The organism is Tepidicaulis sp., from assembly GCF_965222285.1.
In the GTDB taxonomy this organism is placed as follows: domain Bacteria; phylum Pseudomonadota; class Alphaproteobacteria; order Parvibaculales; family Parvibaculaceae; genus Tepidicaulis.
Genome location: NZ_OZ244942.1, coordinates 1971120 through 1984889, shown reverse-complemented (window position 1 = coordinate 1984889; position 13770 = coordinate 1971120). Strand labels below are relative to the sequence as shown.

Genomic DNA, 13770 nt, shown 5'->3' with positions numbered 1-13770 from the left:
TCAGCCCTCCGTCTTGGCGTGCATGAAAGCCTGGCGGGTGCATTTGGCCACTTCATCGCCGTGCTGGTTGAAGGCGGTGTGCTCGAAGGTCACGATCCCCGCCTTGGGCCGCGACTTCGAGCGACGCTTGCCCATGACTTTCGTTTCGATACGCAGCGTGTCGCCGTGGAAAACGGGTTTGGGGAAGGTGATGTCCGTCATGCCCAGATTGGCGATGGTGGTGCCGAGCGTCGTTTCATGCACCGAAATGCCGATCATCAGGCCGAGCGTGAAAAGAGAATTGACCAGAGGCTTGCCGAACTCCGTCTCTTTTTCGGCGTAGTCGTGATCGAGATGCAGCGCCGCCGGGTTCATCGTCATGGTGGAAAAGAGCACATTGTCCGTTTCCGTGACGGTGCGGCGGATGGCATGGGCGATGATCTGGCCCTCTTCGAATTCTTCAAAATACATACCCGGCATGAAAGGCTCCCTGTCGTCCGGTGCCGCTCTATCGGCGGCTTGAGAGATTGGGTAGGTTATAACGCAAAAAGAGGGGAGGCCCCATGGACTTCACATTCTCGCCGGAACAAGAAGCGGTGCGCGACGCCGTCGCCCGGATTTGCGCGAAATATGACGATACCTATTGGCTGGCCCGGGACACGGACGGCGAGTTTCCGGAGGATTTCGTCGCCGATATCGCGGCCGGCGGCTGGCTTGGTATCGCCATGCCCGAGGAATATGGCGGCGCGGGGCTCGGGGTTACGGAAGCGGCCATCATCGCCCAGACCATTGCCGAATCCGGGGCCTGCCTTTCCGGCGCCTCCTCCATCCATATGAACCTTTTCGGGCCGATGCCCGTTGTCGTCTTCGGCACGGCGGAGCAGAAAGAGCGCATGCTCGTGCCGCTTATCAAGGGCGAGGACCGCTGCTGCTTCGGGGTGACGGAGCCTGATGCCGGGCTCAACACCACGGCAATTTCTACCCGCGCGGAAAAGACGGGCGATCATTATGTCGTCCATGGCCGGAAAATGTGGACCTCGACCGCCCAGACCGCGAACAAGATCCTGCTTCTTGCCCGCACCACGCCCAAGGAAGATTGCGCCAAGCCCACCGAAGGGCTCAGCCTCTTTTATACGGACCTCGACCGGGGCGGGGCGACGGAAGTGCGCGAGATCGCCAAGATGGGCCGCAAGGCGGTGGACACGAATGCGGTGTTCTTCGACGGGCTGAAAGTGCCGAAGGAAAATCTCATCGGCGAAGAAGGCAAAGGCTTTCACTATCTCCTGCACGGGCTGAACCCGGAGCGCGTGCTGATCGGTGCCGAGGCGGTGGGCATCGGCCGCATCGCCCTTAAAAAGGCGTCTGAGTATGCCCGCGAGCGGGTGGTTTTCGGCCGGCCCATCGGCCAGAATCAGGCGATCCAGCATCCGCTCGCCAAAAGCTGGGCGGAGCTGGAAGCGGCGAACCTCATGGTTTTCAAGGCCGCTTCCCTTTACGACGCGGGCCAGCCGTGCGGGGCGGAGGCGAATGCCGGCAAGTATCTGGCCGCCGAAGCCGCCTTCCATGCCTGCGAAAGCGCCATCCTCACCCATGGCGGCATGGGCTATGCCAAAGAGTTTCACGTGGAGCGCTATATGCGCGAGGTGATGATCGCCCGCATTGCGCCGGTGAGCCGGGAACTCATTCTCTCCTTCATCGCCGAGCGGGTGCTCGGCCAGCCGAAGTCCTATTGAGAGGCCTTATGTTCGAACTCCATCCCCGCCTGGAGGCAGACACGAAAACCGTCGACGATTGGGAGCTATGCCGCGTTCTCCTGATGGACGATGCGCGCTACCCCTGGCTCATTCTTGTGCCGCGCATCGAAGGCCTGCGCGATTTCGATGAGGTGCCGGCGGTCCATAAATGGCGGTTTTTCGAGGAAATCGAGCTTGCGAGCCGGGCGCTGCGGGAAACTTCGGGGGCGGAAAAGATGAATGTCGCCGCCCTCGGTAATATGGTGCCCCAGCTCCATGTTCATGTGGTCGCCCGTTTTGAAGGGGATGCCGCCTGGCCGAAGCCGGTCTGGGGTGTGGGGGAGGCGGAGCCTTACGGTCCCGGCAAGGCCGACCTTCTGATCGGCAAGCTCAATGTCACCGTTGCCCGGCTTGCGGTGGGGTAAGGCAGCCCAAAAGCCCGGTTATCCACAGATCGGCCCCCAATGAGCCCCTGAACAGGGCTTGGCGCTCATAAATTGTAAATCAGGGTTAACTGTTGGTTTAGAAAGCCTGTGTAGTTTCAGGGCAGTCGAAACGGGACCCCGGCAGGGGACCCCATGGAGAACTGCCCCATGCCTTGCTGCGTCATTGCCGATTCCGAAGATCCGCGCCGCCGCCGGTTTGCCGACCTTTTGGTCCGGCTGGGCTTTGAGGTGCTGGAGGCGCGCTGCGGGGCCGACATCCGCTTTCACGCCCGCACCCAGGATTTCCATGTGCTCTTCGTGCAGTCCTGGCTGAAGGACGGGGCGGGCGCGCAGGCGATCGACGCTTTCCGCGATGCCTATCCCTCCCAGGGCGCTCATGTGGTGCTGCTGGCCGAAGAGGTAACGGAAAAGCTCATCCGCGACGCGCTGGCCGCCGGAGCGGACGATTATCTGGCGGATGCGTTCGATGCCGACCAACTGCTCTTCAAGATCGATCTTGCCGCCGAGCAGGGCCGTGTGCCGGGCTGGATGACGGCGCTCGAAGCCGAACGTCAGGGCGAGGCCGTCGGTATGAGTGGTTCTGTGACCCAGGGTCAGGCCGCTTCTGCGAAACCCGATCTAAGGCTTTGCTGAGCTTCAGCTTTTTCTGTTCTTAAGAGTTCGATTCAAGGAACTCCCTCGAAAATGAAGCGGGGCTCCGAAACTGATTCCGGAACCCCGCATAAATGCTTGTTTTTTATGATTAATCAGGCTTCCGCGGCCTCGTATTGATCGCGGAAGTCCCGGCTGCGCCGATAGGCCCGCAATCCGATGAAGCCGAAGAGCGAGGAGCCCGCCAGAAGCACCGCCGGCACGATGGCGATCGAATAGCGAAGCTGCGATTCATCCTGCAAAATGAAGTCGGTCATGAAGGCAATGGCGCTCGGGCCGAGGCCAAGGCCGATGATGTTCACCACGAAAAGCATGATGGCCGAGGCCATGCCGCGCATCTTGTTGGGCATGAGTTCCTGCATCGCCGAGGGTCCGCCGCCGGTCGTGAAGGTGGCAAAGAAGGTCGCCGGGATGAGCAGGTAAACGGCGAGCATGGGGTTATCCACCAGGGGCGCGGCAAGGGCGAAGGGCAGGGTCAGAATACCCGTCAGCGCCAGCACCAGCATCCGCCCGTTACGGGAACGCTTGGCGGCGAAATCGCCGAGCCAGCCGCCCGCGATAACCCCCGCCGTACCGAAAATCGCAATGATCCAGCCATAGGCCGAGCCGATTTGCCCGGCGCTCCAGCCATGGGTGCGGATCATGAATTCCGGTATCCAGGCGGCAACGCCGTAGCCCATCATGGCCGAAAGCGCGTAGCACATATTGTGGCAGATAAGGGTGAAACGGTTCGCCTTCATATAGGCCAGAACCTGGCGCAGGGGCGGGGTTTCCGTCGCCCCGTGGCGCGGCGGCTCGCGCAGCGTCCAGGCCCAGAGCGCCACTAGAAGGCCGGGCAGGCCGACGATGAAGAACACCATCTGCCAGGGATAGACCGTGCCGATAATGGGGAACGTGCTGGAACCGGCCGCCCGGGCGGCTTCCACGACTTCCGCGCCGATGACGAGGGCAAGGCCCGCGCCGATGTAAACACCGGTGCCGTAAACCCCGATGGCGACGCCGATCCGCTCCGGCTTGAAATAGTCCGAGAGCATGGAATAAGCGGCGGGCGAGAGCGCGGCTTCGCCGACACCTACCCCCATGCGGTAGATGAAGAGTTGCATGTAAGACTTTGAAATCCCACATAAAGCCGTCATCAGGCTCCACACGGCGATGCCGATGGTGATGATCCGCACCCGGTTGTGGCTGTCCACCATGCGCCCGATGGGCAGGCCCATTAGCGTGTAGAAAATGGCAAAGGCAAAGCCCTGCAGCAGGCTCATCTGGAAGTCCGAGATTTCCAGATCCCGCTTCATCGGCCCGACGAGCAGGCTCAGGATCTGCCGGTCGATAAAGGAAAACGTATAGGCAATGACAAGAACCGCCACCGCGTACCAGGCATAAAGCTGGCTGGGATATTCGATATGCCCGGCTGCTGCCGGGGCTTTGGCCGCATTTTCGGCCATCGCCGTCTCCGCGGCGATTTCGGTTTCCGCCATGGGCCTCCCCTCCCTTGGTGACTCGCGGGCAAATGATACGCGTAAGCGCCCCCATTGTCGCATGACCTCTTCGACCGAGGATATTTTGAGCTGGCACGGGCTTTGCTCCTGAAAGGGCAGATCTTGGAGCAAGACCCTTATGAGCCTTATCAGCGCCATATCACCGCAGAGCCCCGTCACTCAGGCCATCCACAAGGCGAGCCTGAAAACCGGTACGGATTTCGACTATCTGTTGAAGACGGCCGTCCGGGAGTCGGGGCTGGAAACACAAGCAAAAGCAAAGACTTCGAGTGCGGCAGGGCTCTTTCAGTTCATCGAGCAGACCTGGCTCGGCACGGTCAAGAAGCACGGGCCTGAGCTTGGCTATGCGCAGGAAGCGGCGGCCATTCAGCAGGACGGCAAGGGGCGGTATTTTGTGCCCGATGGGCAGGCGAAGGAGGCAATTCTTGCCCTGCGCCATGATGCCGAAGCCGCCTCGCTCATGGCCGGGGCGCTGACCAGCGACATTTCGGATGCCCTGGAAAAGACGCTGGGCCGGGAGCCCAATCAGGGCGAGCTCTATATCGCCCATTTCATGGGGACGGGCGGGGCCATCGATTTTCTGACGGCCCTCGACCGGAACCCGAATGGCGCGGCGGCGGAATATTTTCCTCAGGCCGCGAACGCCAATAAGCCGATCTTCTATTCCAGATCCGGCGAGCCGCGTTCGCTGAAAGAGGTTTATGCCAACCTCGTCTCGAAACATGGCGACACGCAGGTGCCCGTACCCAGCCTTCCGGCAAATGAAGCGCCGGGGCGCTTTTATGCGGTGGCGCGGGATTTTGCGCCGAGCGCGCGCAGCTATGGCGCGCCTTCCGGCGCGGCAGGCGGCGGCTATGCGGGGCTTCCTGGGTCCGGCGTGCCCGGCACCGGCGGGCTGCAGCTTTCGCCGGTCCTGATTGATATTCTCGCCTCGCTCGACGTGCCCTTTGCTGAGAGTGGCGGCAACGGCGCGCGCAAAGCGGCGAATGACGCCTATTCCCTGCGCGGCGCGGTGGCGTAATTAACTCGTCTGAGGGGGGTATAAGAAAATCAGGCAATCGTGCCGGATTTCTGCAGCCCTGCGATATCCGCTTCCGAATAGCCGAACTCCTTGAGCACATCGAGCGTGTGCTGGCCGAGATCGGGCGAGGGCCCGCGCGGGTGGGCGTCTTCGCCCTCGCCGCCGAAGCGGATGGGCGAGGCAGGCGCGCGGAAGGTGCCCGAGCCATCATTTTCCGGCACTTCGAAAAAGGCCCCGGCAGCTTCCGCCTGCGGGTCGGCGGCGACATCGCCGGGCGGCATCATCGGCGCCCAGACCATGTCCTGTTCATCGAGCGCTTTCGTCCAATATTCCAGATCGTGCTGGGCGAAGGTCGCATCGAGAATGTCCACGAGCTCGGTGCCGTTGGCCCGGCGGTCGCGGGAGCTTTTGAAGCGCGGGTCCTCGATCATTTTTGGCTGGCCGATGGCCTTGCAGATCGCATCCCAATCGACGGAGCCCTGGCGCGGGATGATGGCGATCCAGATGCCGTCGGAGGTCTTGAAGAAATTGTTCAGCGGGTTGATCGCTTCATGGCGCGACTTCGTCGAGCCGAGCTTGCCGAACTTGAGCTGGATGGACATGTCCGAGCCCAGCGCATAAATGCCGGTGCGCAGTAGCGAGGCTTCGACGAGGCGGCCCTTGCCGGTGCGCTGGCGCTCCAGAAGCGCACCCAGAATGCCCGCCGTCGTGGCCATGGAGGTCGTGTGATCGCCGACCGCGGTGCGCAGCGGCGCCGGTTCCTGGCCCTTGGGCGTGGTGATGGCGCCGAGCCCGGAGCGGGCATAGAAGGCGGCCATGTCGAAACCCGGCCGGTCCCGGTCGGGCCCTTGCAGGCCGTAACCTGAAACCGTTGCGTAAACCAGCTTCGGGTTGACTTTTTTCAGGCTCTCGTAGTCTAGGCCCGCGCGCTCCAGCCCGCCGGGGCGCACATTGGTCAAAAAGACATCTGCGTCTTTCACCAGCCGTTTGATGGCTTCCACCCCTTCCGGCGTTGCCGTGTTGAGGGCGACGGAGCGCTTGCCGCGGTTGTCGAGGTCGAAGACCGGATTGCCTTTCAGATGATCGACGCCCACGGATTTGAAGAAATTGCGCATGGGGCAGCCGGATAGCGGCTCCACCTTGATCACCTCCGCGCCCCAGTCGGCCAGAATGCCGCCGGCGCCGGGCGCTGCGATATAGGTTGCCATTTCGATGACGCGGATGCCTTCGAGCATGTGACGTTCCCCGTATTTGCTTATTGCTGTTGTTTCTTGGTTTTAAATTTTGATGGGCGGATCATCCACGAAACGGGCGGCCTGTCAAAGCACGAGCCTGCGGCTCGCTGGCCAGATTTGCGGGGGAGGGCTAGGCTCGGGGCATGGACGATCTGACAGAATCGGAGCTTGCCCGCTACAAGGCGCTGCTTTTGGCGCAGAAGGACGAGCTTGATGCGCTTTCTGGTGCTTCCCGCGAGGCGGTGAAAACCGTGACGCTGGATCAGCAGAGCGTCGGACGGCTGTCGCGCATGGATGCCATGCAGGCCCAGGCCATGGCGCAGGAAACGGCGCGCCGCCGCCAGATTCAGCTTCAGAAGATCGATGCCGCGCTTTCCCGTATGGACGAGGGGGAATACGGGTTCTGTGCGGTTTGCGGTGAGCCCATCGCGCGCAAAAGGCTGGATCTCGACCCTGCGGCGGCCACCTGTATCGCTCATGCCAAATAAGTGTTCAGGTGTGCTTTTGGGGAAATTGCACCGGCCCGGCAAAGCGGCTAATCATGAAAATCCTCAGCAAGTACCTGCGGCTGCCGGTATGGCGGCCCAAAAGTGTTCGAACGGAGGGCGAGGTGAGTAAACCGTCTGAAATGCAACCCACACATAGCGCGGCCGGCTGGCGGCGCGCCGTCTCCTATGTCATCTGGCCGGGGCTTTTGGCCACGGCGCTGACATTGACGGGGCTCGGCATGCAGACGGAGTATCCGGTTCTCGTCTTCAATGCAGTCTATGTGGCGTTCGCGCTGACGGTGGGCCTGTTCGAGCGGCTGATGCCGCATGAGCGGACCTGGCTTGAGAACGATCATCAAACGCTTGCCAATCTCTCTCACACGCTGCTGAACAAGGGGCTGGTGCAAGTTGCGGTTGTGGTGTCGGCAGTGGTCGGCGCGGCGGCGGTGGTCGAACCGAGCGCGGCGTCTTATGCGATCTGGCCGGTAAGCTGGCCGCTCTGGGCGCAGGCTGTGCTGGGGCTGGTCGTGGCCGAATTCGGTCTTTACTGGGCGCACCGGCTTGCCCATGAAATACCGCTGCTGTGGCGGTTTCACGCCGTGCATCATTCGGTCACGCGGCTCTGGTTCATCAATACCGGGCGCTTTCATTTCGTCGATACATTCTGGAGCATTCTGCTCAGCCAGCCGTTGCTTTATGTGCTGGGCGCGCCGCTCGACGTTTTCCTCTGGGTGAGCGCGACCACGGCCTTTATCGGCATTCTGACCCACTGCAATATCGAGACGCGCACCGGCTATCTCGATTTTATCTTTAACACCCCGCAGCTCCATCGCTGGCACCATTCCATGCGGTTGGAAGAGGGCAACCGCAATTACGGCGAGAACCTGATGCTCTGGGACCGGCTTTTCGGCACTTACTATGACGATCCGAGCCGGCGGCCGCCTGCGCGGATCGGCATTCATGAGCCTATGCCGGCACGTTTCCGTGATCAGCTCGTTTACCCTTTCCGCAGCCCGCCGGCGGAGGAAAGCTCCCCCGCGGAGTGAGCAGCGCTTCGTTAAGGGGTTGAAGGGGAAGCGGAAATCCGCCTTCGATCTTAATAGAGCTTTCATAAAAAACGACCTACCCGCCGAACGGGTTATTAACGTCTGATTGATAATTTGGCCCGACCAAAGATGTCTCGCAGAAGCGGGCATGCGCGCGAAAGCTCGAAAGGAACGGACCATGGCGGAAACACTGGCGCTCAGCGAACGCGATATCGAGCGGCTTTTGACGGAACCTTCCGACACGGTGCGGGCCGAGGTCGCGGTCAAGGTTGCCAGCCAATACGAGAATGTGGAACTGACCGACCGCCAGCGTGAGCTGGCGCAGGACATTCTCGGCTTCATGGTGCATGACGCCGCCGTTCTGGTGCGCGAGAGCCTGTCGAAAAGCCTGAGCGCGCTGCCCGGTGCGCCGCGCGACATCGTGCGTATTCTCGCCCGCGATATCGACGAAGTGGCCGCGCCCATTCTCGAAGAGTCTCCCGTTCTGACCGATGCCGATCTCATCGACATCATCGTCAAAGGCTCGGCAGCCAAGCAGGTCGCCATTGCCGGGCGCGCCACCGTTTCCGCGCCGGTGAGTGAGGCGCTCGTCAACACCGATAACCGCCGCGCCGTGGTGCGCCTTGTCGGCAATGACGGGGCGGAGATTGCCGATGACACGATGAGCAAGGTGGTCGATCGTTACGGCGACGACGAAAGCATTGCTGCGCCGCTGGTGCGCCGGGGCGATCTGCCGGTCACAATGATCGAGCGCCTGGTCACGATGGTGTCCGACCGGCTGCGCACTTATCTCATCGAGCAGCATGACATTAGCGAGGACGTTGCTGCGCGCCTCATCGACGAAAGCCGCGAACGCGCCACCGTCAATCTGGTGGACAGTAATGCGCGCGCCGACGACATGCCGCATCTCGTGCGCCAGCTTGCGGGCAATGGCCGCCTGACGCCGTCTTTGATTCTGCGCGCTGCCTGCCTCGGCGAAATGCTTTTCGTCGAAGCCGCGATGGCCTATCTCACCGGCCTGCCGGAGCAGAAAGTATGGCGGCTCGTGCATGATGAAGGCCCGCTCGGCTTCCGTGCCATCTATTCGCGCGCCGGCCTGCCGGAAGTCTTCTATCCGGCCTTCCGTGTGGCCCTCGACATCTATCACGAGCTGCAGGAAGCGCATCTCGATCTCGGCCGTCCGGCCTTCCGCGCCCGCATGGTCGAGCGTGTGCTGACCCAATATCAGGGCATGGAAACCAAGGATCTCGATTTCTTGTTGGCAGGCCTTGCGAAGCTCATCCGCCACGAACAGCAGCTGAGCAAAAGCGCAGAGCGGGCTACAGAAAAGGTTGCCTGACGCAACGGAAAAAAGCTGATAGGGTCCCCATCCTGATTCACACTGGATGAGGCCGACAATGATCCGTTCTTCCCAAGAAGCATTTATCTGCGATGCCGTGCGCACGCCTATCGGCCGCTATGCGGGCTCCTTGTCGAGCGTGCGGGCGGACGATCTGGGCGCCGTGCCGCTGATGGCGCTGATGGAACGCCAGAGCGGTGTCGATTGGGAACGGGTCGATGATGTGATCTTCGGCTGTGCCAACCAGGCAGGCGAAGACAACCGCAACGTGGCGCGCATGTCCACTTTGCTTGCGGGCCTGCCCGTCGGCGTTTCCGGCACGACGCTGAACCGGCTGTGCGGTTCGGGCATGGATGCGGTGGGCACCGCCGCGCGGGCCATCAAATCCGGTGAAGCCGATCTCATTCTGGCCGGCGGTGTGGAAAGCATGTCGCGGGCGCCCTTCGTTGTTGCCAAGGGCGGCACGGCTTTCGCGCGCGATGTGCAGATGTATGACACGACGATCGGCTGGCGTTTCGTCAATCCGCTGATGCAGAGCCAATACGGCACCGACTCCATGCCGGAGACGGGCGAGAACGTGGCCGAGGAATTCCAGATCAGCCGCGAAGACCAGGACGCTTTTGCCTATCGCAGCCAGAAGAAGGCGGGCGCTGCCATGGAAGCCGGGCGGCTTGCGGAAGAAATCGTGCCCGTCACCATTTCCACCCGCAAGGGCGAGACGGTGGTGGACAAGGACGAGCATCCGCGCCCGCAAACGACGCTGGAAGATCTTGCAAAATTGCCGACGCCCTTCCGCAAAGGCGGCACGGTGACGGCGGGCAATGCCTCGGGCGTCAATGACGGGGCCTGCGCGATGATCGTCGCCTCGGAAGAAGCGATTGCGGCCCACGACCTTAAACCCCGCGCGCGCATCGTTGCCATGGCAACAGCCGGTGTGCCGCCGCGCATCATGGGCATGGGGCCTGCGCCTGCCACACGCAAGGTGCTGGAGAAAACCGGTCTGACTATCGACGATCTCGACGTGATCGAGCTCAACGAAGCTTTTGCCTCACAGGGCATCGCGGTGCTGCGCGATCTCGGTATTCCGGAAGATGCGGAGCATGTGAACCCGAATGGCGGGGCGATTGCGCTCGGCCATCCGCTCGGCATGAGCGGGGCGCGGCTTTTGACGACGGCGGCCTATGAGCTGGAGCGGCGCAAGGGCCGTTATGCGCTATGCACCATGTGCATCGGCGTCGGCCAGGGCATTGCGACGATTATCGAACGCGTCTGATTGAAGCCAAACGGGCTTTAAAAGCCGAGGCGGGCCAGCATGCTTGGCCGCCTCGGTTTTTTCATGGGCGGTTCTTGCACCTTCATGACGATGCGTTTGCCGATGCCCGGCACGCGGCGGCCATGGAGCTGGGGAGCATGGCGGATAAGGCGCATGCGTTCGGCCATGATGAGGCAGAGCGGGTTGAAATTTCCCGGCCCCGGCAAGGCAAGATCGAAATCGCCGATCGCTTCGAAATCGAGCGTCACCATCTCCGGCCCGAAAGTTGTGTCTTGCAGGCTCTTCTTAAGGGGGGCGGCTTTGGGCGCCGGTTTCTTCTCCGCGCGCTGGGGCGCTGCGGCGCGGCGCGTGCGGGGGGCGGGCCCGGTCAGCGCGGCTTTGACGGCGGCGGGCACCGTCCATGTATCGAGGACGCGCGCTTCTGCTGGCCGGCTGATGAAAGCGCCTTGGGCATAAGTGAAGCCCAGTTCTTTCAGGGCATGGAGTGTGCGGGCATCTTCCGCGCCGACCGCCGTCAGCGGCAGGGAATGTGCCGCCGCCATTTTCTGGCGCTCGGCGATGAGCCCGCCGGCGGATTTCGTCGTCAGCGCGAATTTGATGATCGCGCTGCCGGACACCTTGATCTCGTTGAATAGCGCGAGGGGAATGTCTTCCGCCGAGGCGGTCATCGCGCCGCGTCCTTCAAGCGCCAGGGCGAAGCCGCGATGGCGCATATCTTCAAGCACCGGGATCAGGTTTTCATCGCGCACGAGAAACGCCGATTCCGGAATGTCGAAAACGAAAAGCCCGTAAGGCAGCTCGCATTCATCGACAAGGGCGGTCAGCCGGTCGCCGAGCTCCGGGTCGATGAGTTCGGCCGGGGAAAGGTTTACCGTCACATGCCAGCTGCGGCCCTGGTTGTACCAGCGCCGCGCGGCCTGGGCGCTTTCGCGCAGGACCATGTTGGTGAGGTCGGCCAGCCGCTCCTGGCGCTCGAGGGCGGAAAGGAAGCTGGCGGGCAAGAGCCGGCCAAGCTCTGGATGGGCCCAGCGCACATAGGCCTCCGCGCCCGTCATCTTGGCGCTGGCAAGCTCGATCTTGGGCTGGAAGAGCAGGTGAAACTCGCCCTGATCGAGGGCGATGGCCGCTCTTGCATCGTTCAAATCATCCAATTGCTGGAGCATGGGTCCGCCGCTTTTTGTGCCTTCCCGTTTCTAGCAAGCGGGCGTTAGAAGGCGGTGAAGCGGAAATCTAAAATTGTCCCTTTTGGCGCGTTCAAGGCGCGGATTTCCTCGGGTTTTGCGCTTTTCTTTCCCATTCCCGCTCTCTCTGCTAGCAAGGAAGAAGAGGCGGGAAAGCCTCAAAACCAAAAACGGCGGAAAACGCTGCGTCTCTTGGGAGGACACATATGAGCGAGAAAAAATCCGGCGCCCTGATTCCGGCGGCGACGATCATGTTGCTGCGGGACGGGGATAAGGGGCTCGAAGTTTTCATGGTGGTGCGCCATCACCAGATCGACTTTGCCTCGGGCGCGCTCGTCTTTCCGGGCGGGAAAATCGACAAGCATGACAGCGCGCCGGAAGTGCGCGGGCTCTGCCGCGGGGCGGAGGGACTCGACGATACGCTGCTGGCGCTTCGGGTCGGCGCGATCCGCGAGGCGTTCGAGGAATCGGGTGTGCTGCTTGCCTATGACAACAAAACGGGCAAGCTCGTTGCCGGCAGCCGCCTCGATGAAATGGAAAGCTGGCGCGAGCCGCTCAATCGCAGCGAGAAGGGCATTGCCGAGTTCCTGACCCATTTCGATCTGGAGCTTGCCTGCGACATGCTGGTGCCCTTCGCGCATTGGATCACGCCGGACATGATGCCGAAGCGTTTCGACACTCATTTTTATATCGCCGTGGCGCCGGAGGATCATGTCGCCGCCCATGATGGCGGGGAATCGGTCGATTCCGTCTGGATCGATCCGAATGAAGCGGTGCGGGAAGCGGAGGCGGGCACCCGCACGGTGATCTTCCCGACACGGATGAACCTTTTGAAGCTCGGTAAGAGCGCCAACATGGAAGCAGCGTTCAAGGCGGCGAAGGCGGAAAAGATCGTCACCGTGCTGCCCAAGGTCGAAAAGCGCGGCGAGGGGGCGGTGCTCACGATTCCCGCCGAAGCGGGCTATGCCGTGACCGAAGAGAAGCTTGAAAACATTATGGGCTGAGGCGCCTAGTGAATGAACTGCTCGGCGAGGATGCGCTCGTCGAGCGTATGGCCTTCATCGAACATCATCAGAAGATCGATGCTGCTTTCCTCCGAAACGGTGACGCATTCCACATTGCGCACTTCCGTATGATCGGCCACGGCGGAGACCGGGCGTTTTGCCGCTTCGAGCACATGGAACGTCACGGAAGCCGTGTGCGGCAAGAGCGCGCCGCGCCAGCGCCGGGGACGGAAGGCGCTGATCGGCGTCAGCGCCAGAAGCTCGGCATTGATCGGAATGATCGGCCCTTGCGCGGAAAAATTATAGGCGGTGCTGCCGGCAGGCGTTGAAACCAGCACACCGTCGCAGATCATTTCTTCCATCCGCACGCGCCCGTCGATGGCGATGCGGATTTTCGCGGCCTGGAACGTTTCGCGCAGCAGCGAGACTTCGTTGATGGCAAGCGCCGAGGTTCTTTCGCCGTCCACGCTCACCGCTTCCATCTTCAGCGGGTGGAGAGTCGTGGTCTCTGCAGCGTTCAGCCGCTCTTTCAGGTCGTTATCCCTGTATTCGTTCATCAGAAAGCCGACCGAGCCCCGGTTCATCCCATAAATGGGGATGCGCTTTTCCATATAGCGGTGGAGTGTTTGCAGCATCAGCCCGTCGCCGCCCAGCGCGACGATGACGTCGGCCTCTTCGGGCGGGCAATTGCCGTAGCGCTTGGAAAGCTGTTCCAGGGCATCCTGCGCTTCGGATACGTCCGTGGCGACAAAGGCGATTTTTTCAAACGTCATTGGCCGTCTCGTTATTGGGCGCGGGCTTCGCGCATTGGCTCTTTGGCCGGTGGCGGGCACTATACATGTTCAGCGGAGGCGGGGGAATCGCAAGGGAGGACC

At 61.9% G+C, this 13770-nt stretch carries 14 protein-coding genes; 9 read left to right on the top strand and 5 right to left on the bottom strand.

Annotation, left to right across the window (positions count from 1 at the left end; all coding sequences use genetic code 11):
* On the bottom strand, positions 1 to 459 hold the full coding sequence (locus ACOQOT_RS09485; protein WP_045448128.1) for a MaoC family dehydratase: 459 nt from the start codon (positions 457 to 459) through the stop codon (positions 1 to 3).
* 83 nt (positions 460 to 542) lie between these two features.
* On the opposite strand from ACOQOT_RS09485, the gene ACOQOT_RS09480 reads away from it, so the two are divergent.
* The 3 genes from ACOQOT_RS09480 (at position 543) to ACOQOT_RS09470 (ending at position 2791) form a co-directional block, all read left to right on the top strand.
* Positions 543 to 1712 (top strand): acyl-CoA dehydrogenase family protein, encoded by a 1170-nt coding sequence (locus tag ACOQOT_RS09480; protein ID WP_420559041.1) that lies wholly within the window; start codon positions 543 to 545, stop codon positions 1710 to 1712.
* Between the two features lie 8 nt (positions 1713 to 1720).
* Entirely contained in the window at positions 1721 to 2137 is a 417-nt protein-coding gene (locus tag ACOQOT_RS09475; protein ID WP_045448121.1) for an HIT domain-containing protein, read from the top strand.
* 153 nt (positions 2138 to 2290) lie between these two features.
* Positions 2291 to 2791, top strand: coding sequence for a response regulator (locus ACOQOT_RS09470; protein WP_420559040.1), 501 nt, complete (start codon positions 2291 to 2293; stop codon positions 2789 to 2791).
* A gap of 113 nt (positions 2792 to 2904) precedes the next feature.
* Here ACOQOT_RS09470 and ACOQOT_RS09465 read toward each other — a convergent pair whose 3' ends face one another.
* Complete coding sequence (locus ACOQOT_RS09465) at positions 2905 to 4287, bottom strand: spinster family MFS transporter (RefSeq protein WP_420559039.1); 1383 nt, start codon at positions 4285 to 4287, stop codon at positions 2905 to 2907.
* Positions 4288 to 4426: 139 nt separating this feature from the next.
* On the opposite strand from ACOQOT_RS09465, the gene ACOQOT_RS09460 reads away from it, so the two are divergent.
* Entirely contained in the window at positions 4427 to 5329 is a 903-nt protein-coding gene (locus ACOQOT_RS09460; RefSeq protein ID WP_420559038.1) for a lytic transglycosylase domain-containing protein, read from the top strand.
* A gap of 29 nt (positions 5330 to 5358) precedes the next feature.
* Here the strand turns inward: ACOQOT_RS09460 and ACOQOT_RS09455 are convergent, their stop codons facing one another.
* Positions 5359 to 6564, bottom strand: coding sequence for a CaiB/BaiF CoA transferase family protein (locus tag ACOQOT_RS09455; protein ID WP_420559037.1), 1206 nt, complete (start codon positions 6562 to 6564; stop codon positions 5359 to 5361).
* Between the two features lie 143 nt (positions 6565 to 6707).
* On the opposite strand from ACOQOT_RS09455, the gene ACOQOT_RS09450 reads away from it, so the two are divergent.
* From ACOQOT_RS09450 to pcaF, 4 genes are all read left to right on the top strand, one after another.
* Positions 6708 to 7052, top strand: coding sequence for a TraR/DksA family transcriptional regulator (locus tag ACOQOT_RS09450; RefSeq protein ID WP_420559036.1), 345 nt, complete (start codon positions 6708 to 6710; stop codon positions 7050 to 7052).
* Positions 7053 to 7192: 140 nt separating this feature from the next.
* Positions 7193 to 8098, top strand: coding sequence for a sterol desaturase family protein (locus ACOQOT_RS09445; RefSeq protein WP_420559035.1), 906 nt, complete (start codon positions 7193 to 7195; stop codon positions 8096 to 8098).
* Positions 8099 to 8276: 178 nt separating this feature from the next.
* A complete protein-coding gene (locus ACOQOT_RS09440; RefSeq protein ID WP_420559034.1) occupies positions 8277 to 9437 on the top strand; it encodes a DUF2336 domain-containing protein in 1161 nt (386 codons plus the stop codon).
* Positions 9438 to 9495: 58 nt separating this feature from the next.
* Positions 9496 to 10710, top strand: a complete 1215-nt coding sequence (pcaF, locus tag ACOQOT_RS09435; protein WP_045448108.1) for a 3-oxoadipyl-CoA thiolase — start codon at positions 9496 to 9498, stop codon at positions 10708 to 10710.
* 17 nt (positions 10711 to 10727) lie between these two features.
* Here the strand turns inward: pcaF and ACOQOT_RS09430 are convergent, their stop codons facing one another.
* The gene (locus ACOQOT_RS09430) at positions 10728 to 11873 is read right to left on the bottom strand and encodes an EAL domain-containing protein (protein WP_420559033.1); all 1146 of its coding nucleotides are present in this window, start codon (positions 11871 to 11873) and stop codon (positions 10728 to 10730) included.
* Between the two features lie 224 nt (positions 11874 to 12097).
* Between ACOQOT_RS09430 and ACOQOT_RS09425 the strand changes: the two genes are divergently transcribed.
* On the top strand, positions 12098 to 12895 hold the full coding sequence (locus tag ACOQOT_RS09425) for an NUDIX hydrolase (RefSeq protein ID WP_420559032.1): 798 nt from the start codon (positions 12098 to 12100) through the stop codon (positions 12893 to 12895).
* 5 nt (positions 12896 to 12900) lie between these two features.
* Here the strand turns inward: ACOQOT_RS09425 and ACOQOT_RS09420 are convergent, their stop codons facing one another.
* Complete coding sequence (locus ACOQOT_RS09420) at positions 12901 to 13668, bottom strand: NAD kinase (RefSeq protein ID WP_420559031.1); 768 nt, start codon at positions 13666 to 13668, stop codon at positions 12901 to 12903.
* Between the last annotated feature and the right edge of the window lie 102 nt (positions 13669 to 13770).

Bases quoted from the DNA above. Each gene is read 5' to 3' on its own strand.
- ACOQOT_RS09450 (WP_420559036.1), top strand. From the start codon at position 6,708: ATGGACGATCTGACAGAATCGGAGCTTGCCCGCTACAAGGCGCTGCTT.
- ACOQOT_RS09430 (WP_420559033.1), bottom strand. From the start codon at position 11,873: ATGCTCCAGCAATTGGATGATTTGAACGATGCAAGAGCGGCCATCGCC.
- ACOQOT_RS09420 (WP_420559031.1), bottom strand. From the start codon at position 13,668: ATGACGTTTGAAAAAATCGCCTTTGTCGCCACGGACGTATCCGAAGCG.
- ACOQOT_RS09470 (WP_420559040.1), top strand. From the start codon at position 2,291: ATGGAGAACTGCCCCATGCCTTGCTGCGTCATTGCCGATTCCGAAGAT.
- ACOQOT_RS09480 (WP_420559041.1), top strand. From the start codon at position 543: ATGGACTTCACATTCTCGCCGGAACAAGAAGCGGTGCGCGACGCCGTC.
- ACOQOT_RS09440 (WP_420559034.1), top strand. From the start codon at position 8,277: ATGGCGGAAACACTGGCGCTCAGCGAACGCGATATCGAGCGGCTTTTG.
- ACOQOT_RS09475 (WP_045448121.1), top strand. From the start codon at position 1,721: ATGTTCGAACTCCATCCCCGCCTGGAGGCAGACACGAAAACCGTCGAC.
- ACOQOT_RS09485 (WP_045448128.1), bottom strand. From the start codon at position 459: ATGCCGGGTATGTATTTTGAAGAATTCGAAGAGGGCCAGATCATCGCC.
- ACOQOT_RS09460 (WP_420559038.1), top strand. From the start codon at position 4,427: ATGAGCCTTATCAGCGCCATATCACCGCAGAGCCCCGTCACTCAGGCC.
- ACOQOT_RS09465 (WP_420559039.1), bottom strand. From the start codon at position 4,287: ATGGCGGAAACCGAAATCGCCGCGGAGACGGCGATGGCCGAAAATGCG.
- pcaF (WP_045448108.1), top strand. From the start codon at position 9,496: ATGATCCGTTCTTCCCAAGAAGCATTTATCTGCGATGCCGTGCGCACG.
- ACOQOT_RS09445 (WP_420559035.1), top strand. From the start codon at position 7,193: ATGCAACCCACACATAGCGCGGCCGGCTGGCGGCGCGCCGTCTCCTAT.
- ACOQOT_RS09455 (WP_420559037.1), bottom strand. From the start codon at position 6,564: ATGCTCGAAGGCATCCGCGTCATCGAAATGGCAACCTATATCGCAGCG.
- ACOQOT_RS09425 (WP_420559032.1), top strand. From the start codon at position 12,098: ATGAGCGAGAAAAAATCCGGCGCCCTGATTCCGGCGGCGACGATCATG.